The following is a 23394-nucleotide window of genomic DNA, read 5'->3' on the forward strand; positions in this document are numbered from 1 at the left end:
CATGGAAGCAAGCAAATGAGCAATCTGAGAGAGTATCTGCAGCAGAAGCGGGAAGCCTGGCTGGTTCGCCTGGGCCGTGATCCACAAACTGTCACGCCGCTGGTGCTGAGGGCACAGGCAACGGCGGAGGGCCGCAGCGGTGTGCGTCGCATCCGTATCCGCGACCATCAGGTCATCAGCGACAGCCCCGACGATTTTGCCGGCTACGACCTGGGGCCTTCGTCGCCGGAATTGCTGCTGGGCGCGTTGTCCAGTTGTCTGACCCATATCTTCCTGATCCAGGCGGCCGAGTTGCAGATTCCTCTGGATCGGCTGGAAGTCGAGATCGAAGCGGACCAGGATCCGCGCGGTGGCCGGCCCGGCTATGAGGCGGTGCCGTTCTATCCGCACAATATCCGCTATACGGTATATGTGTCGTCGCCCGCCGATCCCGATGAAATCAAGGCATTGCACGACGCTGTCGAGCACTGGTGCCCGATCCTGAATCTGCTGCGCATGCCGCAGGACTTGACGGGTCGTATCGTGCATACGCCGACGCGGAGCGAATCATGAGCGGTACGACACAATCGCGGCAACTCAGTCTTAATCTGTTCATCTATCCGGGCGGACACCATGAGGCGGCCTGGCGGCATCCTGACTCCGTGCCGGAGCGTGCCCTCGACATACGCTATTACCAGGCCCTGGCGCAGCAGGCCGAGGCGGCCCGGCTGGACGCTATTTTCTTTGCCGACTCGCCTTCGCTGGCAGACCATATCCGCTATGGCTCGCGCTATCGTTTCGAACCGGTTACCTGGCTTTCGGCCATCGCCGCCGTGACCGACCGGATAGGCCTGATCGGCACGGCCAGCACCTCGTATTACGAGCCCTATAACCTGGCCCGTCTGTTTGCGACGCTGGATCATCTGAGCGGTGGGCGTGCAGGCTGGAATATCGTAACGACATCGGCGGAAGGTGCGGCGGCCAATTTCAACCTGTCCCAGCATCCCGACGCGCATGCGCGCTACCAGCGGGCCGATGAGTTCGTCCGCGTGGTGTCGGCGCTGTGGGACAGTTGGGAAGATGATGCCCTGATCGTGGACAAGCATAGCGGCATTTTCGCGGAAGATGCCAAGGTCCATGCCATCGGGCATGAGGGCGCGCATTTTCGGGTGCGGGGTGCCTTCAATCTGCCTCGTTCGCCTCAGGGACGCCCGGTCTATGTGCAGGCAGGCTCGTCAGAGGAGGGGCGTGATTTTGCAGCTCGTCATGCCGAGGCCATTTTCACGGCGCACCAGACACTCGAAAGTGCCCATGCGTTCAGCCAGGATCTGCGCAAACGGGCGACAGCAGCCGGGCGGGATGCTGCGCAGATCAGGATATTGCCGGGTATCTGCCCCTATATCGGCAGTACTGCGGCCGAGGCCAGGCAGCATGCCGAGGCCCTGAACGAACTGATCCAGCCCGAGTATTCGCTGGCGCAACTGCGTAATCTGCTGGGCGTGGATCTGGGCGGTCATCGGCTGGATGCGCCTTTTCCGCTTGATGCGCTCGATTTTGATGCGCCCCAGAGCACATCGAGCCGCTTCCGTGTCATCGTCGATATCGTGGAGCGTGAACAGCCTACGCTGCGCCAGTTGATTCAGCGGCTGGCAGGTGCGCGAGGGCACTGGACGCCGTCAGGTACGCCGGATCAGATCGCCGATTTCATCCAGCAGTGGTTCGAGGCGGGAGCGGCAGATGGGTTCAATGTCATGCCGCCCTGGTTTCCGACCGGCTTCGACCTGTTCGTCGACGAAGTGGTGCCCCTGCTGCAGGCGCGTGGCCTGTTCCGGCGCGAATACTCAGGGCGGACATTGCGTGAGCATTACGGCCTGGAGCGACCCGTTTCGCAGTTTGCCGAAACGGTGGCCGAGGTGTTTTGAGGCTGCCTTCAGAACGCGCGCTGCGCTTCCGTGGACAGCCCCTGGAAATAGGGGATGTCCAGCAAGGTCCACTGCCGTTGCCTGCCTTCAAGGTAGCCTTGTTCCTGCCACTTGGTCAGCAGGCGGCTGAGTGTTTCGGCACGTATGCCCAGGCGCGAGGCCAGTTGTCGCTGACTGAGCGGGAGTTGGATGGTCGGGCCTTGCCGGGCATGCTCGTCGAGCAGGTAGGCTGCCAGACGCTGGGGGGCCGAACTGTGGGCAATCCAGTCGACTTCGTTGATGCGCTTGTAGACGCGCATGCTCATGTTTTCGAGATAGCGCATGGCCAGTGCCGGTGATTGCTGGCAAGCCTGGCGCAGGCCGTCGCGAGTGAGCCAGCAATAACGCGTATCGGTGCGGGCCCGTGCGTTCATGGGATAGCGGCCGTGCGGCATGAACATGGCGGTTTCCGCCACCAGTTGGCCATCGGAAAACAGCCCGAATACCCGTTCTTCGCCCGAATCGCTGAAACGGACGATCTCGATCTGTCCGGCCAGCACCAGCAGGTAGTGCTGGGCGGGTGCGCCCTCATGGAACAGCGTCTGCCCGGCCTTGGCGTGTCGGATCTGTGCCTGGTTCAGCAGTGCACCGATGAGAGGGGCATCCAGGCCTGCCAGCGTGGGGTGCTCCGACAGCAACTGGTGGGCATGGAAAAGCTCGAAATCCTGCTTGACTATTGTCATTTGTAAAAGATACTCATTCTGCAATCATCCACTTTCGAGAATGTTTCTTGTTCCTGCTTTTGAAGGCAAAGTGTCGAAGTGAACCTGACTGGGTACTCAGTGTACTGTGTCCCAGGTCATGACAGACCCGGTTTTCTCTTCCCAAGCATGCGCAGGCGCAAACAGACTTTACATCGGCTGTGGCAATGGGTCATGTCGGTCATTATCTTCGGGAGCAGGAAAAGCATGGCAGGTTCGGGCGTCGGACATGCGAGTCGCATGAGCAAGAAAAACAGGACTGGGCGTTGGGCGCTGGCGATGGCTTCGCTGATGGCGGCAGGGGCAGGGCAGGCACAGACGACGGTGCTGCAGCCGGTTCGTGTCGAGGGAGAGCAGGATGCAGCATTGCGTGCGTCGGTTCAGCAAGAGCGTGCCCGGCTGGCGCGCGTACCTGGCGGCACGAATCTGGTGGAACCGCAGCGCGAAGGCCGACTGGCCACGCTGCGCGATGCGCTGGATTATCAGCCAGGCATCGTGATCCAGGATTTTTTTGGTGGCACTGACCAGCCTCGCCTGAACATTCGTGGTTCCGGCATCCAGAGCAATCCGGTCAACCGGGGCGTGTTGCTGCTGCAGGATGGCCTGCCGCTGAACGAGGCGGATGGATCATTCGTGATCGGTCTGCTGGAACCGCGCAATGCCGCATTGATCAGTGCCCGGCGTGGTGCCAACGCCATCGCACCGGGGGCGACAACCCTGGGCGGAGAGATCGATTTTCAGTCGCTGACGGGGGCCGACGAACGCGCATCCGCGCGGGTGGAGGCGGGCAGCTTCGGCAAATATGCCGTCCAGGCTGCAGGAGGATGGCAAGGTGAGAAAGCCGATGGCCGGATCAGCGCCAGTCAGGATTGGTACAAGGGCTACCGGCACCATTCGCGGTCGCGTCGCGGCAGTGTGCAGGCCAACCTGGGCTTCGTACTCGATAACGGTTTCGAGAATCGCACCTATCTCAACTGGACGGATCTACGTTTCCAGATCCCGAATGTGGTGCCCAAGAGCTGGATCTGGAGTGATCCGCGCGGCGTCATGGGCGATGGCAACAGCCCGCAGGACCGGATGATGAATATCTATCAGCGCGATCCGCGCCGGCATACGCAGCAGTTGCGGCTGGCCAATCTGTCGCGCTGGGGCGATGAGAGTCTGAGCCAGACTGTCGGGGTGTACTGGCAGAATACCGATGACAGCTTCAAGAACCCGACGTTCTATACGGATACCGACAGCGATACGGCCGGAGCGCAATGGTCGCTGGATGGCAAGGCAGGCGAGCAGGTAGATTACCGGCTGGCTGCGTCATTTGCCAACAGCAGCATGGATCGGAAACTGTATGCGGTCAGCCCTGTCAATGGTTCACGGCTGCAGCGCTTTGGTAACTACGATCTGACGGCGCGCAATCTTGACCTGTCTTCGGGGGCCAGTTGGCGCTTTGCCCCTGACTGGACCCTGTCAGGCGACCTGAAGTGGAGCCAGGTGGAGCGCAATGCACGCAATCGCGATACGGGCAACAAGACTGATCAGGACTGGCGCTATCTGACGCCGCGTATCGGGATGAACTGGACGCCCGTACAGGACCTGCGCCTGTTCGCCAATTACAGTCGCAGTCATGAGGCACCGACATTCTGGGAGATCGTGAATGGTGATGTCGCAGCCAATAATCCGGCTGCGGCCACGTCGAAAATAGCCCGCCTTGACGTGCAGAAAGCACGTACCGTGGAGTTGGGGGCTGTTGGGCAATACGGCCAGCCTCGATGGGAAGGGGAATGGTCGATTACCGCCTATCGCAGCGAAGTGGAAGATGAATTGCTTTCGATGTTCGATGCAAGCGGCAACAATCAGGCAACGCTCAACTATGGTGACAAAACACGGCATCAAGGTGTGGAGGTAGGCGTCAGTGGTGTGGCCCCGTTGTTCGATACGATGGGACTGCAGTATCGTCTGGCCTGGACGTACAGTGATTTCCGTTTCAGGGGCGGAGAGTACGCTGGCAACAGGATCGCGGGTGTGCCCAGGAACCTGCTGAGTGCCGAGGTATTGCTGCGCAGTGGAGCCTGGCGCTTTGGGCCGAATGTGCGCTGGCTGGTTTCCGACACGCCGACGGATCACGCCAATACGGCGGCGATCTATCAGGATTCCTACGCCTTGCTGGGTTTCAGCGTGCATTATCAGCCCAGTTCCCAATGGCGGCTTTGGGTGCAGGCGGATAATTTGACCGATCGTCGTTATGCCAGCAGTTATGTCATACGGGGAAAGATCGGCGCGCAACCGCCTGCGGCCCAGCAACCTACGTTCTTGCAGGGTAATGGCCGCAGCATCACGGCCGGGCTGAGCTATCGCTATTGATAGGACGGTTCCGAGCCTGCCTGTGTCGGCCTGATACTGGCGTACAAATCCAGCAGCAGGTCGGACTGAGTCAACATCCCGACCAGTTGCCCTTGTTCGTTGACGATGGGCATATGGCGGTGCCTGCCCTCGCCGAACAGCGGAATCAATGCGGCCATCGGCTGGTCGGCATGGGCGGTCACGGCCGGGGTGGTCATGATCTGGCCGACCCGCTCAGGCTTGCTGGCTGCCGCCTTGCCGGGCAGGCGGATAAAGGCCTTGATGCGGGCACCGAGTGTGTCCGGTTCGTCCAGGTTGGCCTGTTGCATGAAATCGGACACGGTGATGATGCCGACGACGTGGTGCTCGGCATCAATGACTGGCAAAGCCTTGATGCGGTGCTGACGCATCAGCGTCCAGGCGGCCTGCAGCGAGGCTTCCGGGCCGATGCTGATGGGATCATGGCTCATGATGGCCGAGCAGGCACGGGTTCCGAGTGTGCGCTGGAATGATGCTGTTTCGGCATAGTCCAGCAAATGCTCGAGGTCTTCCCGACTGATGTTGAGCGCCTGGTTGTATCGCGCGAGAGCGGTATCCAGGTCTTCGGCGCTGAAGCGCCCCGGATGGTCCAGGACCGGGGATTGCGCCGCCGCCGGCAGCTTCAGGGGGGGATAGCGCTTGCCTGTCAGCGTGTTGTAGATCATGCCCAGGCCGACCAGCACGCATGAATCAAAAAGAATGGGAAAGAGTACGAAGCTGTAGTCCTTTATGCCATAGAGGGCAGCAAAAAGGGCGATGGCCGTGCTGGGTGGGTGTACGCAGCGCAGCAGGAACATCAGCAGAATGATCGCTGCCTCTGCCGCCGTCAGCGCCAGCACCGGATTTGGAATCAGGATGGCGCAGGTGATGCCGACTGCAGCGCCCAGCGTATTGCCGACGACGACGGACCAGGGCTGGGCCAATGGGCTGGAGTACAGCAGGAAAATCAGGATGGCGCTGGCACCGAGCGAGGCCACCAACCAGTAATGGTGCGTAGCCGAGTAGTCGTTGAACTGGTAGCTCAGGCCTGCCGTGATCATGATGCCGAGGGTGGCACCGATCAGGGCGCGCCATTTTTCCCTGTGATCTATGCTGAACGCTTCGGGTCGTAGGGATTGCAGCCAGCGGCGCAGGGCAGGGGTCATTGCGGTCAGGTATGGTGCGATGCAAAAAGCGAGTAGCGATGATACCCCTCATCCTGCCTGCGTCATATGGTCGTCGTTGGGATGAGCTTATGACTTTTCTGTATATGAATCAGTTGTCATGTGATTGCTTTTCACCCTGTAATCCCATCTGCCAGAAGTCGATTTCGAGACGGGTGGCATCACGAAACAGCTCGGTCAGTTCGATTGCGCGGGTCGGGCCGATTTCGGCCAGTCGGTCATTCAGCCATGTGCGTTCGGCGTGGGCAGCCTGCTGGAATTCAGCACTGGCATACATATCTATCCAGGCTGCATAAGGATTGTGGTTCGCATCCCTGACCGTAAACGGCTGGTCCTGCAGCCACTGCGCGATTTCTGCATAGCCGATCAGGCAGGGAGCCAGCGCGACATGCAGGTCCAGCAGATCGCCGCGCTGGCCGGCATCCAGTACGTAGCGCGTGTAGGCCATGGTGGCACGCGCTTCGGGGAGTGCAGCAAGTTCATCTTCTGTGATGCCCCAGGTGGTGCAGTATTCAATATGCAGCCCCATTTCGATGTCCACGATGGTCTTCAGACTGTCCAGACCCTGACGCAACTCACGGATGTTGCGGCTCTTGTAGACAGCCAGGCCCCAGGCTCGGGCAAAGTGCACGAGGAACAGGTAGTCCTGCCTCAGGTAGCGCCGAAATGCCTCGGCAGGCAGTGTGCCGGCACCCAACTGGCGAACAAAGTCATGCTGGATATAGGCTGCCCATTCCTGTCGGCAGTCGGCACTGATTTTCTCGAAGGTGGCGACCGGGCCAGGATGGGGGGGATGACGATCCGTCGTTGCAGGCATGCTTGTTTCTCCTTGGGGTCGAGTTGACGTACGGCACATGGGCAGGCGTACAGAAGGGGCCTGTGTATGGTAGCGGGTTGGGTACGGGCTTGGCTGGATTCACGCAGGGTCGCTGCGGAAATGGAGGGCCTGAAAATTTTTCCATGCCACTTGACGCGAACGAAAAAAACAGTGTATTATTCTGTTCTTCGCTAGGCGGTTAGCTCAGTTGGTTAGAGCGCCACGTTGACATCGTGGAGGTCGCTGGTTCGAATCCAGTATCGCCTACCAGAATTTCCAGCACTGATTCATCAGTGCAAGCAAAAAAGCCCGTACATTCCTGAAATGTGCGGGCTTTTTCAATTTCAATGCTGCTTCAGGTGCTGCCTGTTCGGGCGGTGACGTGTCGATTGTTGCGTAGGTGCGCCATGCAAAAATTCTTCCCGATTTTCCTGCTCTGCCTTTCCAATCTGTTCATGACGATCGCCTGGTACGGGCATCTGAAATTTCCCCACAGTCCCCTGGTCAAGGTCATCCTGATCAGTTGGGCCGTGGCGCTGGTCGAGTATTGCCTGGCCGTGCCGGCAAACCGTATCGGGCACGCTGTCTATTCAGCGGCCGAGCTGAAGACGATACAGGAGGTGATCACGCTGGTCGTGTTTGCCGGTTTTTCGGTGCTGTACCTGAAAGAAGCATTGACGCTCAATCACCTCGTCGGCTTTGCGTTGATCTGCGCGGGTGCATTTTTCGTATTCAAGGGGCCGTTCTAGGATTTTTTGCGATACATGTGTGGTGCCAGCAGTGGCAGGGTGACGCCACACAGGGGGCCGATGCCGGCTGCAAACAGCAGGGTGCCCCAGCCGACGTCGCCGCCCAGGCCCCAACCGAATCCCATCACGACCAGCTCGATGCTGCCCCGAACCTGCCAGATGGGGCGGCTGGTGCGGGCATGCAGGCCGGTCATCAGGCCGTCGCGCGGACCGGGACCATATTGCGCGCCGATATAGAGCGCCGTGCCGATGGCCAGGATGATCATGCCGGCGGCAAAGACCAGGATCTGCACCGGCAGCGTGCCGGGGACAGGCAGCAGGAAAAGGCCGAGCTGGGCGCTGGGGCCAACCAGCAGGGCATTGGCAATGGTGCCGATGCCGGGTTTCTGGCGCAGCGGTATCCAGAGCAGCAGCACGGCCAACCCGAGGATGTTGTTGGCCAATCCGAATGGAATGCCGGTGCGCAGTGCGATCCCCTGCGCCAGGACTTCCCAGGGGGGAATGCCCAGGGCGGCCTTGACCATCAGGCTGATGCCGATGCCGAAAAGAAAAAGCCCCAGCAGCAGGGAAAATGCCCTGCGCAGGGTATGTGCGACGGGTTGCATGGCGAGCGGTCGAGAATGTAGGGAAGGCTTGGCAGCGATGACCGCCAGCGAGGCTATGGGCTACTTTGCCATAGCGCAGACGGCCAGGCAAGGGGTGGGAACTGTCAAAACTGCCGATTGCCGCAATCCCGCCATGCCGCCAAGATGGTGCCTCGTTCAGTATTGAAATCAGGAGGCCGGATGCAGTGTACCAAGAGCAGGCAGTTTCACATCGCCCGAGCGCGATGGGTCAGGATGGCGCAGGATGAAAATCAGTCGCTCATGCGCAGGTGCGCCAATCGACGCCCTCGCCATGTCATGGCCGAGGTGCGCCAGGCCGGGCGTGTCGGGTTGGTGGTGGCGGGGTGCATGATGCTGTCGGCCTGCGCAGGGGGCTGGCTGGATACCGGGCTGGATGACGATGCCGTGCCGCTTGCCTGGCAGGCCCGGAGCGAGATGCAGGGCTATGCCTTCGACTGGTCGCTGTCCGGCGATCGGGAGGTTGCACCGCTGCAGGTATTCAGCGGCCAGGGCAGCGTATGGCTGCAGTTTCCCGAGGGCATGGCCGTGCCGGCGATCTTTGTCGCAGACGAGGCCGGGGAGCGTCCGGTGCCGCATGTCGTGCAACCGCCTTATGTCGTGATTGCCGGTGATCACCGACGGCTGGTGCTGCGGGGTGGCACGCTCAGGGCCGAGGCACAGGCTGCGCCTCGCTGAACTATAATCGTCCGATGTGCGCCGATCCCAGGCGCGTTAGCTTGGTGTCTTCCATGAAATCGTCCGAAATACGTCAGAAATACCTGCAGTTCTTCCAGTCCAAGGGGCATACGCTGGTGCCGTCGGCATCGCTGGTGCCCGGCAATGACCCAACGCTGCTGTTCACCAACAGTGGCATGGTGCAGTTCAAGGACGTCTTCACCGGACGCGAGACCCGCCCCTACAAGCGCGCGACCTCGGCGCAGCGCTGCGTGCGTGCGGGCGGCAAGCACAATGACCTCGAAAATGTCGGCTATACCGCGCGGCACCACACTTTTTTCGAGATGCTTGGCAATTTCAGTTTCGGTGATTATTTCAAGCGTGATGCAATTCACTTTGCCTGGGAACTGCTGACCAAGGTGTACGGGTTGCCCCATGAAAAGCTGTGGATCACGGTCTATCACGAGGATGACGAAGCCTGGGGCATCTGGGCCAATGAGGTGGGCGTACCTGCCGAGCGCATCATTCGCATCGGTGACAACAAGGGGGCGCGCTATGCCTCCGATAACTTCTGGCAGATGGCCGATACCGGTCCCTGCGGCCCGTGTTCTGAAATTTTCTACGACCACGGCCCGGATGTGGCCGGTGGGCCTCCGGGATCGCCCGATGAGGATGGTGACCGCTACATCGAGATCTGGAATCTCGTGTTCATGCAATTCGACCGTGATGTCGACGGCAATCTCACACCGCTGCCGCGCCCCTGCGTGGATACCGGCATGGGGCTCGAGCGGGTGTCGGCCGTGTTGCAGGGTGTGCATTCCAACTACGAGATCGATCTGTTCCAGCGCCTGATTGCGGCGGCTGCCCGCGAGACCGGTGTTCAGGACCTTGGCAACAATTCGCTCAAGGTCATCGCTGACCATATCCGCGCCTGCTCGTTTCTGATCGTTGATGGCGTCATTCCCGGCAACGAAGGCCGGGGTTATGTGCTGCGCCGGATCATCCGCCGCGCACTGCGCCATGGCTACAAGCTGGGTCAGACCAGGCCGTTCTTCCACCGTCTGGTCGCAGACCTGGTCGGAGAAATGGGCGAAGCCTATCCCGAGCTGGCCGCGATGGCAGAGCGTGTCACCCAGGTCCTGCGCCAGGAAGAAGAACGCTTTGGCGAAACACTCGAGAACGGCATGCGCATCCTTGATGCCGCCCTTGAGGCGTTGCCAAAGGGCGAGCCCCTGGATGGCAGTACGCTGTTCACGCTGTACGATACCTATGGTTTCCCGGTCGATCTCACGGCCGACATCTGTCGCGAACGCCAGGTCGAGGTCGACCTCGATGGCTTTGATCGCAACATGGACAAGCAGCGCCAGCAGGCGCGTGCCGCAGGCAAGTTCAAGCTGGCCGAAGGTCTGTCGTATGCCGGTGTCGATACCGTGTTTCACGGCTACGATACGCTGCAGGCCGAAGGCAAGGTTACGGCGCTGTATGTTGGCGGAACGCAGGTCGATGAGGTGCAGGCCGGACAGGATGCCGTGATCGTGCTCGACAACACGCCGTTCTACGCAGAGTCCGGTGGACAGGTCGGCGACGCCGGCGTATTCCTGTCGGACGCTGCCCAGTTCGATGTGGCCGACACCCACAAGATCCAGCCTCAGGTGTTCGGCCACCACGGGCATGTGGCGCGTGGCCCAATCCGCGTGGGGGATACGCTCCAGGGCAATGTTGATGTGGCACGTCGCTGGCGCATCATGCGGCACCATTCGGCGACCCATCTGCTGCACAAGGCGTTGCGTGAAACGCTGGGCGGCCATGTCCAGCAGCGTGGCTCGCTGGTCGACCCCGACAAGACCCGCTTTGACTTTGCGCACGATGCGCCTGTCAGCGATGCCGACATTGCCGCTATCGAGGCGATCGTCAATCGTGAGGTTTTGCTGAACCAGCCTGTCGAGTCCCGTCTGCTGGCCTACGATGATGCGGTTGCCAGCGGTGCCATGGCCTTGTTCGGCGAAAAGTATGGTGATGTGGTGCGTGTCGTTGACATTGGTTTCTCGCGCGAATTGTGTGGCGGTACCCATGTCAGCCGCACAGGCGATATCGGCCTCTTCAAGGTAGTGGCCGAAGGCGGGGTGGCGGCTGGCGTGCGTCGTATCGAGGCCATCGCCGGCGAAAGCGCGCTGGCCTGGGTACAGCAGCAGGAAAGCCTGCTGGAACGTGCGGCATCGGCACTCAAGGGGCCGGTGGCCGAGCTGCCGGCACGCATTCAGCAGACGCAGGAACATCTGCGCGCTCTCGAGAAGGAAGTCGATCAACTGCGCAGCAAACTGGCAGCCAATGCCGGCAATGAGCTGGCTGCACAGGCTGTCGATGTTCAGGGGGCCAAGGTGCTGGCGGCCAGCCTGGGGCAGGCTGATGCCAAGGTGCTGCGCGGCATGATCGATCAGCTCAAGGACAAGCTGCAATCCGCCGTGGTGCTGCTGGCTGCAGAAAGCGACGGCAAGATCAGCATTGCCGCAGGCGTGACCCAGGATCTGGTGGCGCGTGGCGTCAAGGCTGGCGAACTGGTGGCGCATGTGTCCGGCCAGCTTGGCGGCAAGGGGGGCGGTCGTCCTGACATGGCCATGGGTGGGGGCACCGATATCGCTGGGTTGCCTGCCGCTGTGGCGGGCGTGCAGGCCTGGGCTGCAGAGCGTCTCTCCAAATGACCGAGCCGGTATTCCATGCCGAAGTCGAGGCAGTCGGGCTGAAATGCCCGCTGCCCATCCTGCGTGCCAAGAAGGCATTGGCGCAGATGGAAAGCGGGCAGGTGCTGCGTGTCAGCACCGATGATCCGGGTGCCATACGCGATTTCGAGGCATTCTGTCGCCAGACCGGCAATGCCCTGCTTGGGCAGGAACAGCTTGAAGGCCATTGTGTGCATTACGTGCAGCGTCGCTGACGCCCGGCGCGTGGCAGTGCACGCGCCGTGAGCCTGCTCGATAAATACCTGCCGCGCTACCAGTTCAGCGAACGGCACACGATTGGCGGTACTGCCAGGATCCGGATGCGCTGCGCCGGTTTTACGCCTTACTGGAATCTGATCCTGCAATGAAATAGCCCCCGAAACCTGGATGCGTGTGTCCGGTTGCGGGGGCTGTATTGTTTGCAGGCTGTGCGTCTGGCGCAGCTTGTGATAAAGGTTGTTTACTTGGGTTTGAAGTCGCCAGCAATGGCCTTGCTGAAGTCAGCGGGCTTCAGGTATTTGCGCAACGCTGCATTGACCTCGGATGCCTTGAGTGCGCGCAGGCGTTCATCGAGCCTGACTGCCCAGTTGAAGTCGCGGTCACGGTCAAGATAACCAAGCCATAGGCCTGCGAGGGCCCCATCCTGGGCGTAGGAGAGGGCGCGGTAGTTGAGCAGGGCGGTGATGCCATCGGCCACTTCCTGGTCGCCAAATCCATCCTTGAGCGCGCGTGCCAGTTCTTCATTGATGGCCTGTTCCAGCCTGGCACGGTTTTCGGGTGCGAAGATGGCGTAGACACTCCAGCTGGATGAGGGTTCGAATGCCGATACGGTCAACTGGCTGCGCACGTTGTACGACAGCCCGTCCTGCTCGCGTACCCGATTCCAGAGACGTGAGGTTTCCGATGTGCCGAGCAGGAAGTTGGCCAGGTACAGCGCCGGATAGTCGGGGTTCGTATCCTGTAACTGCAAGGGCTGGATGGCCAGATAGAATGCGTTGGCCTTGTCCGGCGTATCGATGTCGAAAGTCTTGGCTGGAATGTCGCGATAGGGTGAATCCAGGCGCACATAGGTCGGGGCTTTCTTCCAGGTGGACAGGCCCTGGCTCAGTGCCTGCTTGACGCTGTCCGGATCAAATTCCCCCACCGCGCTGAAGCTGATGTCGCCCGCACCATAGAAGCGTTCATGAAAGACTTTGAGCTGCTTGCGATCCAGTGCCTGGTAGGCAGCCAGCATCTGTTCGAAGCTGGGCGTGTAGCGTATATCGTCCGGTTTCCATGGATTGTCATAGCGTGCCAGTGCCTGCTGGGCCAGCGCCGATGGCTCGGTCATGGCACTTTGGATCGAGGCAATGGCCTGGCGCCTGTATTCCTCGATCTGGTCTGCCGGGAAGATTGGGTTCTTCAGCACATCGAAGGCGATATCCATCAGTGCGGGAAGATTGGCTCCGGTTGTCGACATCGAGACGGTGAGTGTATTGCCCCCACCCGAGAAATACAGCTCGCCTTGCAAGGCGTTGACCTTGTCATGGATCTGCTGGCGGCTCAGGTTGCGGGTGCCGTTTGCCAGCAGTTCTGCTGTTGCACTCGATGCCAGGCGCTGCCCGTCGAGCTGGGCGGCATCTGCAAAGCGCATGCGCAGGCGGGCTTCGACCCGTTCACCGCGTGCCTCCTTGGGCAGCAGCGCGAGTTCGACCGGACCGCTGGGCAACTCCAGCGTGCTGCGCTGGGTCAGGGCCTCGATGTTGGCGGGCGAAGGGTCGAATGCGCCGACTTGACGGAAATCCGGATCGCCACGGTAGTCCTTGAGCGTGGCAGCGAGATCGATGGGCTCGGTTGAGGGTGCTCGCAGCGGCTGCTCCGTCGGGATATAGCGCCCGGCGGTGCGGTTGCTGGGCACCAGAAACTCAACGGCCGCGCGCTGTACCTGTTCCAGCGTGGCATCGCGTATGCGGTCGCGCTGCAGGAACAGCAGTCGCCAGTCGCCGGCGGCAATGGCTTCGGAGAGGGCGACGCCAACCGATTCGGCATCGCTGTAGAGCTGTTGCCACTGCGACATCCACTGGTTGCGGGCGCGGTCGAGTTCTTCCTGTGTGAAGGGACGCTGGGTCAGCGTGTCTTCCAGTGTGGATACGACCGTATCCAGGGCCAGTTCGACGTCCTGGCCCTGTTCGAGCTGGGCACCGAACATCAACTGGCCGGGCTGGTTGCGATCCATGGCAAAACCGAAGACCGAAGCAGCCTGTCCTGTGGGAATCAGCGCCTGATAAAGACGGCCCGAGGGCGTGTCGGCCAGAATCAGGGTTGCCAGGTCCAGATAGGACATGTCCGGATGTGCGGCGGCAGGCGCATGGTAGAGCGCAGCGACCAGCGGGATGCCACCCTGGCGACGCAGCGTGACCATGCGTTCGCCGTCCTGGACAGGCTCGACCGTGTATTCGGCCGGCAACGTGCGCGCCGGGCGGGACAGCTTGCCGAAGATGCGGGCGATGTCCGCCAGCGTGGTGACCGGATCGAATTTGCCGCTGACCGTCAGGACGGCGTTGTCGGGCTGGTAATACTGGTGGTAGAAGGCGCGCAACTGGTCGATGTCGACATTCTCGACATCGGAGCGGGAGCCGATGGTGCTCTTGCCATAGTTGTGCCACTGGTACGAGGCGGCCTGCATCTTCTGCATCAGGACGCGGAAGGGATTGTTCTCGCCGCTTTCCATCTCGTTGCGCACGACCGTCATTTCGGAGTCGAGGTCTTCGCGCAGGATCAGCGAGTTCACCATGGCATCAGCCTGCCAGCCCAGATACCACTCCAGCGTGTCGGGGTTGGCGGAAAAACTGGCGAAATAATTGGTGCGGTCGACGCTGGTCGATCCGTTGGCCTGCAGACCGCGGCGAGAGAACTCACCCAGTGCGTTGCGGGTGGTTTCCGTACCCTTGAACAGCATGTGCTCGAGCAGGTGGGCCATGCCGGTTTCGCCACGCCCTTCGTGGCGGGATCCCACCAGATAGGTCATGTTGACCGTGGTGGTGGGTTTGGAGGCATCGGGTGCCAGCAGCACGGTCAGGCCGTTGCCGAGACGGTACTCCGTGATGCCTTCGATGGATGGGCCCTGCTGCACACCAGGTGGCAACGGGGTGACCGATACCGCCGAGGTGGCCTGCTGCGGTGTATGGCTAGCCTGGGCATCGGGCGTGGCACCGGAAGCCCAGGCAGCGGGCTGCACGGCACCCAGCGAAGCAGTCAGCGCCAGCGCCAGCGCCAGTGACCGGAAAGAGTGGAGGGGATGCATCCGGGAAAGGGGACTGGTGCGTTGGCGGCTCATCGTGTCAGGGCGCTTTGTTGTCGTTGTCGGGCTGGGGCATTTCGATCTTGACTTCCAGAACCTCGAGTGTGTCCTGGCGGTCAAGCTGTACGGTGATGTCCTTGGGGTCGATCTTGACGTACTTGGAAATGACCTCGACCAGCTCACGCTGGAGTTGCGGCAGGTAGTCGGGCGAGGCACCCCGGCCCGAGCGCTCGTGGGCCAGAATGATCTGCAGGCGTTCCTTGGCAACGCTGGCAGTCGGCTTTTTCTGGCCCATCAGGAAGGAAAAGAAAGACATGGGTTTACTTGCCTCCGAAAAGACGCTTGATCAGCCCGGGTTTTTCGTAGGAGGTGAACCGCAACGGGCGGTCCTCGCCCAGATAGCGGGCCACGATATCGTCGTAGGCTTGGGCCACGTCGCTCTCCTTGAGATGGATGGCGGGAATGCCCTGGTTGGATGCCTGAAGGACATCCTCGGATTCCGGGGTGACGCCGATCAGCTTGATGCGCAGGATGTCTTCGACGTCCTGGATCGAGAGCATTTCGCCATCTGCCACGCGTTTGGGGTTGTAGCGTGTGAGCAGCAGGAATTCCTTGACCGGTTCCTCACTCTTTTCGGCGCGGCGCGACTTGGATGAGAGAATGCCCAGGATGCGGTCGGAGTCCCGTACCGAAGATACTTCGGGATTGGTCACGACCAGGGCATCATCGGCAAAATAGGCCGCCATCAGGGCACCGGTCTCGATGCCGGCGGGAGAATCGCAGACGATATAGTCGAATCCCATGCCCTTGAGATCTTCGAGCACCTTGGCGACGCCTTCGCGGGTCAGGGCATCCTTGTCGCGAGTCTGCGAGGCGGGCAGGATGTAGAGGTTCTCGAGCTGCTTGTCGCGGATCAGGGCCTGGTTGAGTGTGGCTTCGCCCTGAATGACATTGACGAAGTCGTACACTACGCGGCGCTCGCAGCCCATGATGAGATCAAGGTTGCGCAGGCCGACGTCGAAGTCGATCACGGCGGTCTTGTGCCCGCGCATGGCCAGACCGGCCGAGAAGCTGGCGCTGGTGGTGGTTTTGCCTACGCCGCCCTTGCCGGAGGTCACCACAATGATACGTGTCATGACGGAGAAATCCTTTTTGATGTTTTGGCGCAATTGCCGCATCACAGTGTGCAACCCATGATTTTATGCGGGATTGCCAGGATATAAGAATTGCTTGCCTTGATTTATTGAAAGATTATGTGTTCAGTGCCGTGATGCGCAAGTGTTCGCCATCGAGCTGGATCAACGCGGCTCGCTGATGCACATCTGGTTCAAGCGCATTTTCGACGACCCGATAGACACCGGCGATTGCAACCAGTTCCGGCTCCAGGCAGGTCGTGAAGATCCGTGCGCTGGGGTTGCCGCGCGCGCCGGCCATGGCTTTGCCGCGCAACGGGCCATAGACATGGATGTTGCCGTCGGCAATGACTTCGGCACCCTGGCTGACCATGCCGACGACGATCAGGTCGCCGTTGCGTGCATAGATGCGCTGGCCCGAACGCAATGGACGGTTGATGACCAGTGTGTCAGCAGAAAGAGGCGTATCTGTTGCCGACTGTTCGCCGGTAGCGGATGCGGCTGTATCGGGCACGGGCATGGTGTTGGTTGCAGCCTGCTTCTTGGGCGCTGCCGGCTTGCCCTGTACCGATCCGGCATGGGCGGAGGCAGTCTGGTCCCGATCAGCATTTTCCTCGGCCACCGGGGCGCGGGCAGGGCGCTCTGCCGCCGTATCGACGGCTGTCAGGCCGGCCGCCTGGGCGTCGTCGAGCAATGTACCTTCTGCAAGCACGCCAATGACCGGCAATTGTTGCCGGCGCAGCAACTCAAGCAGCCAGGGCCAGTTTGGCGACTGCTCCAGCAACCGGGCATCGATCACGATCGGCTCCTGGCGGAACAGACTGCCGGCATGATCCATGCGCTGTGTCAGCTCGGCTTCGATCGCCGCCTGCTCGTGACTGTGCAGCACCAGCCTGAGGGCATAGAGCGTGGCGCTCTTGAAGTCAAGCGCCGGTGTCGGGCGGGAGGGTGCGTTCATGCCTGCTTGCCCCACGAATCCTTGAGCGTGGTCGTGCGGTTCAGCACCAGTTTTTCAGGTGTGCTGTCGCGGCTGTCTGCAGCAAAATAGCCCAGTCGTTCGAATTGCCAGTGGCTGTCCCGCTGCGCGTCCAGCGAAGGCTCGACCCAGCCCTGTACGGTCCGGCCCGAATCGGGATTGATGTGCGCCAGGAAGTCCAGGTCGCCGCTGTCGGGATGCGGATGGGTGAACAGTCGGTCGTACAGCCGGATTTCGGCTGGCTGGGCATGCGCCTGGCTGATCCAGGTGATGGCACCCTTGACTTTCACGCTGTCGGCACCTGGGGTGCCGCTGCGGGTATCAGGCAGGTATTCGGCCTGGACTTCGACGACGTTGCCGTGTTCGTCCTTGGTGAAACCGGTGCAGCGGATGACGTAGGCATATTTCAGGCGCACCATGTTGCCGGGGAAGAGGCGGAAGAATTTTTTCGGCGCTTCTTCACGAAAATCGTCGCGCTCGATCCAGAGCGTTCGCCCGAAAGGAAACTCGCGCGTACCGGCATCATGATCATGCGGGTTGCGCGGTGCGTGGCAGGTTTCGTGCTGCCCTTCGGGGTAGTTGGTGATGACCAGGCGGATCGGATCGAGAATGGCGACGGCGCGGGCAGCGGTCGGGTCAAGGTCGTCGCGCAGTGCCTGTTCCAGCACGCTGTAGTCGATGCGGGAGTCTGACTTGCTGACGCCCAGGCGATCGCAGAACAGCCGGATGGCGGTCGGTGTATAGCCGCGGCGACGCAGTCCGGCCAGCGTCGGCATGCGCGGATCATCCCAGCCGCTGACATGGCTTTCCGTGACCAACTGGCGCAGCTTGCGCTTGCTGGTCACGACATAGCTCAGGTTCATGCGGGCGAATTCGTACTGGTGCGGCAGCGGTTCGGCCAGGCAGCCCAGTTCGGCCAGACGAGTCATCAGCCAGTCGTAGAAGGGGCGCTGGTCTTCGAATTCCAGCGTGCAGATGCTGTGCGTGATGCCCTCGAGCGCATCCTCGATGGGATGGGCGTAGGTATACATCGGGTAGATCGGCCAGGCATCGCCGCTGCGATGATGGCGGGCATGGCGAATACGATAGATAACCGGATCGCGCAGGTTGATATTGGGCGAGGCCATGTCGATCCGGGCGCGCAGCGCCATGCTGCCGTCGGGATGCTTGCCGGCGCGCATGTCGCGGAATTGCGCCAGGGATTCTGCAGCAGGGCGATCGCGCCAGGGAGAGTCCTTGCCAGGCTCGGTCAGGGTGCCACGCATGGCCCGCATCTCATCGGGGCTTTGCTGATCGACGTAGGCGTGGCCTGCCTCGATCAGTGCCTCGGCAAACTGATACATGTATTCGAAATAATCACTGGCGTAGAACAGGCAGGATCGGTTCTGGCTGTCATGCCAGTCAAAGCCGAGCCAGCGCACGGCATCGATGATGGAATCGACGTATTCCTGGTCTTCTTTTTCAGGATTGGTGTCGTCGAAGCGCAGGTGGCAGATACCGCCGTAATCACGCGCCAGTCCGAAGTTCAGGCAGATGCTCTTGGCATGGCCAAGGTGCAGGTAGCCGTTGGGTTCGGGCGGGAAGCGCGTGCGGATGCGTGCGCCGTCCAGCGGGGCACTGGCCTGTTCGGCGGCAGGGCCGGGACGGCCAGACCAGCGTTTGCCGCTGAAGCGCTGTGCGGCCAGGTCGGCTTCGATGATCTGGCGCAGGAAATTGGTGGCGACGGGGGCCGCTGAATCGGGATGCTCGGTGGTCATGCTCGGAATCGGGTTTGTGAAAACAGGGATGCGCAAAGTATCAATTTTGCCATGTATGGCTCTACACTACCTCATTATGGACATTTCCTCCCTATCCGTGGCACATGCGCAATTCGGTGTGAGTGCGCTGGCCTTTTTCCTGTTCCCGGTCCTGGCTGCTGCCCTGGCCTGGTTCCTGGCGTTTCTGCGCTGGCAGGAGTACCGGAAGGGAAGTCAGGGCTGGATGTCCGTCTATCTGTTCTGGGCGCGGGTTTTTTCCATCGTGCTGGTCCTGGCCGTGCTGACGGCGCTGCCGCTGCTGTTGCAGTTCGGTGTGACCTGGCCGGGGCTGATGCCGCGTGTGGGCAGTATCGCCAGCCCCCTGCTGGCGGCTGGCCTGGTGGGATTGCTGCTCCTCAAGTTCTGCGGCTTGCGCGTCATGTTGCATCGGCGCGAACTGGTATCGCCGCGCCTGCACCTGCTGTCGGTGATCTGGGTGGCCTTGTGCCTGACCCTGTTGTTGCTGTGCCTGGTTGTCTATCAGGCCTGGACGCATGCACCGGTGGGTGCCACGCTGGTCGATGGTCGCTATCAGGTCGATGACTGGCGGCCGATTCTGTTCAATCCGCTGCTTGCCGTGTATCTGCCCTGGCTGGTGCTGGCCGCGCTGGCGGCACTGTCTTTCCTGCTCATGGCCGTCCTGTCGCTCAAGATGCAGCGCAAGCCGCAGGATGACGGCCTGCATCTGGTGTTTCGCAGTGCCGTGGTACTGGCTCTGGTATCGACTACGCTGCTGTTGCCTGCCAGCCTGTTTGCCGGCACCCGGTTGCAGCAGTGGCAACCGGCCAAGGCGGCAGCCGTGGCAGGCTACTGGAAAACGGGTACCGAGCCTCGGGTCGCGCTGCTGGCGTGGCCGAACCAGGAGGCACTGCAGAATGACCTTGCCTGGGTCGTCAATGGGGGAGGCGGATACTGGCTCAAGAAGCTGCCGGACGGTACGGTCGAAGGACTGGACAAATACGGCGGCATGTTGCCCCCGGTTGCGCTGGTATTCTGGAGTACCCGAGTGCTGCTGGTGTTGCTGGTCATCATGCCCTTGATTGCCTGGCGGGTATGGGCGGTGGGAGGCTGGCGTCGTTTCGACGTGGCCAGGCTGACGCCGGCACGCCTGAAGATGTTGCGACATGCCGGCTGGCTGGGCCTGGCTGCGCTCGCTGCGGGCCTGCTCGTGATGGAGGCAGGCAAGCTGCCCTATGCCGTGCAGGGCACCGTGACCTATTTCGAGTTGCTGGAAGGCGGCCTGTACGAGTCTGGCGACCTGGGCATGTTGTTGTGCTTCGTTGTGCTGGCGATCGGAGCATGGTGGTTTTTCTATATCTGGCTGCGCCGTGCGGCCGTGCAGCATATCGATGTCTATGAACCCGTTCCCCCGCAGATCGTGGCGACACCTGTGACCGATATATCGATTCCCGACGCGGGTGAAAAGGTGACTGCCGAACCGGATTCCGGCGCTATTGCGCCCGTTGTCGACGAGGCTGCGGGCAGGCAACCAGGTGCCGGCCAGGTGGGGTCCGACAGGAGTCAAGCATGAGTCTCACGGTACTGGCTGCCTCGCTGGGCATGGATGTGTCCGATCCAGCATTCTGGATGCCGTTGCTGCTGTTCGCGGTCTGGGCGGTGATTTTCCTGGCAGGCGTGATACAGGGAGGGCTGGAGCTTGGCATGGGTGTCCTGCTGCTGGCGTCTTCCGTGCGGGCGCAGTTTCAGATTCTCGATGTGCTCAAGCAGTGGCGGTACGCTTTTCTGGCTTGGCTGGCCATTGGCATGATGCTGGCAGACCTGGCATTTCCCGCTGCCTGGGGGGCCTTGCTGGTGCCGCTCAAAATGCCCTTGCTGCTGCTGCTGGGGGGGATGACCCTGCGCCAGTTGGCGCTGGAGCGCTGGCTGCGCGTCGATACGGGACGCCAGTTGTTCTGGAGCCGTGTGGTGGGGGCTGGAGCCCTGTTGGCGATCCTGGGGCAGGGCATGGCCGTGGGCTTGTTCGCCGTGCAGTTCGAGCAGTCCTGGGCGGCCTGGTGGGTGGTGGCGTTTATGAGCGTGGGCCTGGTGGCGACCTACTGTGCGCTGGCCATGACCTGGCTGACCCAGGGGGTGCAGGGCCTGTTGCAACGGCGTATCGCGCGCTGGGCGAGGATTCTGCTGCGCTGGAGCGTGGCAGGCGTCGTGGCAGTATCGATGGCACTGGCGATCAACAATCCCGGGGTGCTGTTTCGTTGGGGGCAGGGTGGGGCGTTGCTGGCGGCCCTGGTTTTCTGGGGATGCTTGTTGCTGGCAATCATTCTGCTTGAAATGTTGTTGCGGCGGGTCAGCAAGTTGCCGGCCCGATGGAAGCGTTTGCCCTTCGTGCTGGAAGCAGCATGGATCGTGGCTGTGCTGGGCGGCCTTTTCTACAGTATTTTTCCTTACCTTGTGCTGGATGAAATTACGCTCTGGGATGCGTCGGCCGATGTCGCTGCCTTGCGCAGCATTGCGTGCATCGGCTTGTTCGGTGTCGTCATTGCCGGCATCGTTTATGTGGTGCGCTGGCTGAACCAGTTGCGCCGAAACGGCGCAGTGCCCCAGGCAGCCGATCGGGATCAGGCTTAAAATGCCAGCTTTCCCATGAGTGAGCCTTTTCAGCCAGGCCGTATGCGTCATGCCTAGTCAGCAAGCCCAGAAAATCCTGCAGCGGGTTTTCGGGTACGAATCCTTCCGAGGCAACCAGCAGGCCATTGTCGACCAGGTCGTCGGCGGTGGCGATGCGCTGGTGCTGATGCCGACGGGGGGCGGCAAGTCCCTTTGCTACCAGATTCCGGCGCTGGTGCGCGAGGGTACCGGCGTGGTGGTCTCTCCGCTGATCGCGCTGATGCAGGACCAGGTCGATGCCTTGCTGGAAGTGGGCGTGCGGGCTGCCTTTCTCAATTCCACCCAGGACTGGCAGCAGGCTCGCGATGTCGAGCGCGCCTTTCTGGCGGGTGAGCTTGATCTGCTCTATGTGGCACCGGAACGTCTTTTGACCGACCGCTGCCTGCAGTTGCTGGAGCGAGGGCACATCGCCCTGTTTGCGATTGACGAAGCGCACTGCGTATCCCAGTGGGGGCATGATTTCCGGCCAGAGTACCTGGGGCTGTCCTGCCTGCATGAGCGCTGGCCGGAGGTGCCACGCATCGCACTGACGGCCACGGCGACCGCCGAAACCCGTGGCGAGATCGTGCAGCGGCTGGCGCTCGATGATGCACAGCATTTCGTGTCGAGCTTCGATCGGCCCAATATCCGCTATCGCATCGTCGAGAAAAATGATGTCAGGCGTCAGTTGCTCAAGCTGATCCAGGAAGAGCATGCGGGCGACGCAGGTATTGTGTACTGCCTGTCGCGGGCACGCGTCGAGGATACTGCCGCCTTTCTCTGTACCCAGGGCATTCGCGCGCTTCCCTATCATGCCGGCCTGAGTGCAGCGGTGCGGGCGGATCACCAGTCCCGTTTCCTGCGTGAAGATGGCGTGGTCATGGTGGCAACGATTGCCTTCGGGATGGGGATCGACAAGCCGGACGTACGTTTCGTGGCCCATATCGACATGCCCAAGTCTGTCGAAGGCTACTACCAGGAAACCGGACGGGCGGGACGTGATGGCCTGCCGGCGACGGCCTGGCTGGCCTATGGGCTGCAGGACGTGGTCCAGCAACGCCGCATGATTGACGAATCTCCCGGCGATGAGGTGTTCCGGCGGCGGCAGGCCGCACAACTGGAAGCCATGCTGGGGCTGTGCGAAACCGTCGAGTGCCGGCGTACCCGGCTGCTGGCCTATTTTGGGCAGGCGAACGATGCCTGCGGCAATTGCGATACTTGCCTGGAACCTCCCCAGTCGTGGGATGGGACTGTGGCTGCGCAGAAGGTCCTGTCAGCTGTGTATCGTTTGTGGCGCGAGCGTGGTCAGCGCTTTGGCGCGGGGCATATCGTCGATATCCTGCGCGGCAAGCAGACCGAGCGCGTCAGCCAGTATGGGCACAACACCCTCAGCGTATTTGGTGTCGGGGGTGACCTGTCGGAGCAGGCTTGGCGCGGCGTGCTGCGGCAACTGCTGGCCCAGGGGCTGCTGACGGTCGATCACGAGGGCTACGGTACGCTGGCGCTGACCGAGGCCAGTCGCGCCGTGCTCAAGGGGGATCGCACGTTGATGTTGCGCCGCGAGTCGGAGCGTGCGGCCCGCAAGTCTGCGGCGCGCGAGAGCAAGCCTGCGGCGGTGCAATTACCGCCCGAGGCTCAGGGGATATTCGAACAGTTGCGACGCTGGCGTGGCGAAGTGGCACGCAATAATGGTGTGCCTGCATATGTCATTTTCCATGATGCCACTTTGCGCGAGATTGCCTTGCAGCGACCGGAAAGCATCGAGGATCTCGGGCTGGTCAGCGGAGTCGGGGCACGCAAGCTTGAGGCTTATGGGGACGATATCCTGACAGTGCTCGAGGAAGCGGCTTCGGAAGCCTGAG

General features: G+C 61.4%; 20 protein-coding genes and 1 tRNA gene. 12 read left to right on the forward strand and 9 right to left on the reverse strand.

Annotation, left to right across the window (positions count from 1 at the left end; all coding sequences use genetic code 11):
• Positions 1–15 precede the first annotated feature (15 nt).
• Together ABN482_RS14515 and ABN482_RS14520 are read left to right on the forward strand one after the other, a co-directional pair.
• Entirely contained in the window at positions 16–552 is a 537-nt protein-coding gene (locus ABN482_RS14515) for an OsmC family protein (protein ID WP_349504652.1), read from the forward strand.
• Positions 549–1901 carry an LLM class flavin-dependent oxidoreductase gene (locus ABN482_RS14520; RefSeq protein WP_349504653.1) on the forward strand — a complete coding sequence of 451 codons (1353 nt, stop codon included), beginning with the start codon at positions 549–551 and terminating at the stop codon, positions 1899–1901. Before ABN482_RS14515 ends, ABN482_RS14520 begins: the two co-directional genes overlap by 4 nt.
• Before the next feature lie 8 nt (positions 1902–1909).
• On the opposite strand, the gene ABN482_RS14525 is transcribed toward ABN482_RS14520, so the two are convergent.
• Positions 1910–2623, reverse strand: coding sequence for a Crp/Fnr family transcriptional regulator (locus ABN482_RS14525; protein WP_349504654.1), 714 nt, complete (start codon positions 2621–2623; stop codon positions 1910–1912).
• A 258-nt stretch (positions 2624–2881) separates the two neighbouring features.
• Here ABN482_RS14525 and ABN482_RS14530 point away from each other — a divergent pair, with 258 nt between their 5' ends.
• On the forward strand, positions 2882–4999 hold the full coding sequence (locus ABN482_RS14530; protein ID WP_349504655.1) for a TonB-dependent receptor family protein: 2118 nt from the start codon (positions 2882–2884) through the stop codon (positions 4997–4999).
• On the opposite strand, the gene ABN482_RS14535 is transcribed toward ABN482_RS14530, so the two are convergent.
• Positions 4993–6162 (reverse strand): HPP family protein, encoded by a 1170-nt coding sequence (locus tag ABN482_RS14535; RefSeq protein WP_349504656.1) that lies wholly within the window; start codon positions 6160–6162, stop codon positions 4993–4995. The genes ABN482_RS14530 and ABN482_RS14535 overlap by 7 nt on opposite strands.
• 109 nt (positions 6163–6271) lie before the next feature.
• Positions 6272–6997, reverse strand: a complete 726-nt coding sequence (gene tenA / locus ABN482_RS14540) for a thiaminase II (protein ID WP_349504657.1) — start codon at positions 6995–6997, stop codon at positions 6272–6274.
• Positions 6998–7190: 193 nt separating this feature from the next.
• Between tenA and ABN482_RS14545 the strand changes: the two genes are divergently transcribed.
• Positions 7191–7267: transfer RNA gene (locus tag ABN482_RS14545), tRNA-Val, on the forward strand.
• A gap of 137 nt (positions 7268–7404) precedes the next feature.
• Positions 7405–7746, forward strand: coding sequence for a DMT family protein (locus tag ABN482_RS14550; protein WP_109060482.1), 342 nt, complete (start codon positions 7405–7407; stop codon positions 7744–7746).
• Here ABN482_RS14550 and yczE read toward each other — a convergent pair.
• The gene (yczE, locus tag ABN482_RS14555) at positions 7743–8351 is read right to left on the reverse strand and encodes a membrane protein YczE (RefSeq protein WP_349504658.1); all 609 of its coding nucleotides are present in this window, start codon (positions 8349–8351) and stop codon (positions 7743–7745) included. The two genes, ABN482_RS14550 and yczE, sit on opposite strands and share 4 nt — an antisense overlap.
• A gap of 261 nt (positions 8352–8612) precedes the next feature.
• On the opposite strand from yczE, the gene ABN482_RS14560 reads away from it, so the two are divergent.
• From ABN482_RS14560 to ABN482_RS14575, 4 genes are read left to right on the forward strand one after another with little or no spacing between them, the layout of a single operon-like run.
• A complete protein-coding gene (locus ABN482_RS14560) occupies positions 8613–9047 on the forward strand; it encodes a TrbG/VirB9 family P-type conjugative transfer protein (protein WP_349504659.1) in 435 nt (144 codons plus the stop codon).
• 53 nt (positions 9048–9100) lie between these two features.
• Positions 9101–11725, forward strand: a complete 2625-nt coding sequence (gene alaS, locus ABN482_RS14565; RefSeq protein ID WP_349504660.1) for an alanine--tRNA ligase — start codon at positions 9101–9103, stop codon at positions 11723–11725.
• A complete protein-coding gene (locus ABN482_RS14570) occupies positions 11722–11958 on the forward strand; it encodes a sulfurtransferase TusA family protein (RefSeq protein WP_349504661.1) in 237 nt (78 codons plus the stop codon). Before alaS ends, ABN482_RS14570 begins: the two co-directional genes overlap by 4 nt.
• Positions 11959–11985: 27 nt before the next feature.
• Positions 11986–12111, forward strand: a complete 126-nt coding sequence (locus ABN482_RS14575; protein WP_349504662.1) for a hypothetical protein — start codon at positions 11986–11988, stop codon at positions 12109–12111.
• A 92-nt stretch (positions 12112–12203) separates the two neighbouring features.
• Here the strand turns inward: ABN482_RS14575 and ABN482_RS14580 are convergent, their stop codons facing one another.
• From ABN482_RS14580 to ABN482_RS14600, 5 genes are all read right to left on the reverse strand, one after another.
• Positions 12204–15059 (reverse strand): M16 family metallopeptidase, encoded by a 2856-nt coding sequence (locus tag ABN482_RS14580; RefSeq protein WP_349504663.1) that lies wholly within the window; start codon positions 15057–15059, stop codon positions 12204–12206.
• Between the two features lie 4 nt (positions 15060–15063).
• Entirely contained in the window at positions 15064–15339 is a 276-nt protein-coding gene (gene minE, locus ABN482_RS14585) for a cell division topological specificity factor MinE (RefSeq protein ID WP_349504664.1), read from the reverse strand.
• Between the two features lie 4 nt (positions 15340–15343).
• Positions 15344–16159, reverse strand: coding sequence for a septum site-determining protein MinD (gene minD, locus ABN482_RS14590; RefSeq protein ID WP_349504665.1), 816 nt, complete (start codon positions 16157–16159; stop codon positions 15344–15346).
• Between the two features lie 115 nt (positions 16160–16274).
• Positions 16275–17114, reverse strand: a complete 840-nt coding sequence (gene minC / locus ABN482_RS14595; protein ID WP_349504666.1) for a septum site-determining protein MinC — start codon at positions 17112–17114, stop codon at positions 16275–16277.
• Positions 17111–18889: a glutamine--tRNA ligase/YqeY domain fusion protein gene (locus ABN482_RS14600; RefSeq protein ID WP_349504667.1), complete on the reverse strand. Its 1779-nt coding sequence runs from the start codon at positions 18887–18889 to the stop codon at positions 17111–17113. The genes minC and ABN482_RS14600 overlap by 4 nt, the downstream gene beginning before the upstream one ends.
• Before the next feature lie 76 nt (positions 18890–18965).
• Here ABN482_RS14600 and ABN482_RS14605 point away from each other — a divergent pair, with 76 nt between their 5' ends.
• From ABN482_RS14605 to recQ, 3 genes are read left to right on the forward strand one after another with little or no spacing between them, the layout of a single operon-like run.
• Complete coding sequence (locus tag ABN482_RS14605) at positions 18966–20459, forward strand: cytochrome ubiquinol oxidase subunit I (RefSeq protein ID WP_349504668.1); 1494 nt, start codon at positions 18966–18968, stop codon at positions 20457–20459.
• Entirely contained in the window at positions 20456–21514 is a 1059-nt protein-coding gene (locus tag ABN482_RS14610) for a cytochrome d ubiquinol oxidase subunit II (RefSeq protein ID WP_349504669.1), read from the forward strand. Before ABN482_RS14605 ends, ABN482_RS14610 begins: the two co-directional genes overlap by 4 nt.
• Positions 21515–21563: 49 nt before the next feature.
• Positions 21564–23393, forward strand: coding sequence for a DNA helicase RecQ (gene recQ, locus ABN482_RS14615; RefSeq protein WP_349504670.1), 1830 nt, complete (start codon positions 21564–21566; stop codon positions 23391–23393).
• Position 23394: the final 1 nt, after the last annotated feature.

Source organism: Corticimicrobacter sp. (assembly GCF_040137905.1).
GTDB lineage: Bacteria > Pseudomonadota > Gammaproteobacteria > Burkholderiales > Burkholderiaceae_B > Corticimicrobacter.

Bases quoted from the DNA above. Each gene is read 5' to 3' on its own strand.
- ABN482_RS14535 (WP_349504656.1), bottom strand. From the start codon at position 6,162: ATGACCCCTGCCCTGCGCCGCTGGCTGCAATCCCTACGACCCGAAGCG.
- alaS (WP_349504660.1), top strand. From the start codon at position 9,101: ATGAAATCGTCCGAAATACGTCAGAAATACCTGCAGTTCTTCCAGTCC.
- ABN482_RS14525 (WP_349504654.1), bottom strand. From the start codon at position 2,623: ATGACAATAGTCAAGCAGGATTTCGAGCTTTTCCATGCCCACCAGTTG.
- ABN482_RS14560 (WP_349504659.1), top strand. From the start codon at position 8,613: ATGCGCAGGTGCGCCAATCGACGCCCTCGCCATGTCATGGCCGAGGTG.
- recQ (WP_349504670.1), top strand. From the start codon at position 21,564: ATGCCTAGTCAGCAAGCCCAGAAAATCCTGCAGCGGGTTTTCGGGTAC.
- ABN482_RS14580 (WP_349504663.1), bottom strand. From the start codon at position 15,059: ATGAGCCGCCAACGCACCAGTCCCCTTTCCCGGATGCATCCCCTCCAC.
- ABN482_RS14610 (WP_349504669.1), top strand. From the start codon at position 20,456: ATGAGTCTCACGGTACTGGCTGCCTCGCTGGGCATGGATGTGTCCGAT.
- ABN482_RS14605 (WP_349504668.1), top strand. From the start codon at position 18,966: ATGGACATTTCCTCCCTATCCGTGGCACATGCGCAATTCGGTGTGAGT.
- minE (WP_349504664.1), bottom strand. From the start codon at position 15,339: ATGTCTTTCTTTTCCTTCCTGATGGGCCAGAAAAAGCCGACTGCCAGC.
- tenA (WP_349504657.1), bottom strand. From the start codon at position 6,997: ATGCCTGCAACGACGGATCGTCATCCCCCCCATCCTGGCCCGGTCGCC.
- ABN482_RS14515 (WP_349504652.1), top strand. From the start codon at position 16: ATGAGCAATCTGAGAGAGTATCTGCAGCAGAAGCGGGAAGCCTGGCTG.
- ABN482_RS14550 (WP_109060482.1), top strand. From the start codon at position 7,405: ATGCAAAAATTCTTCCCGATTTTCCTGCTCTGCCTTTCCAATCTGTTC.
- minD (WP_349504665.1), bottom strand. From the start codon at position 16,159: ATGACACGTATCATTGTGGTGACCTCCGGCAAGGGCGGCGTAGGCAAA.
- minC (WP_349504666.1), bottom strand. From the start codon at position 17,114: ATGAACGCACCCTCCCGCCCGACACCGGCGCTTGACTTCAAGAGCGCC.
- ABN482_RS14570 (WP_349504661.1), top strand. From the start codon at position 11,722: ATGACCGAGCCGGTATTCCATGCCGAAGTCGAGGCAGTCGGGCTGAAA.
- ABN482_RS14520 (WP_349504653.1), top strand. From the start codon at position 549: ATGAGCGGTACGACACAATCGCGGCAACTCAGTCTTAATCTGTTCATC.
- ABN482_RS14600 (WP_349504667.1), bottom strand. From the start codon at position 18,889: ATGACCACCGAGCATCCCGATTCAGCGGCCCCCGTCGCCACCAATTTC.
- yczE (WP_349504658.1), bottom strand. From the start codon at position 8,351: ATGCAACCCGTCGCACATACCCTGCGCAGGGCATTTTCCCTGCTGCTG.
- ABN482_RS14530 (WP_349504655.1), top strand. From the start codon at position 2,882: ATGAGCAAGAAAAACAGGACTGGGCGTTGGGCGCTGGCGATGGCTTCG.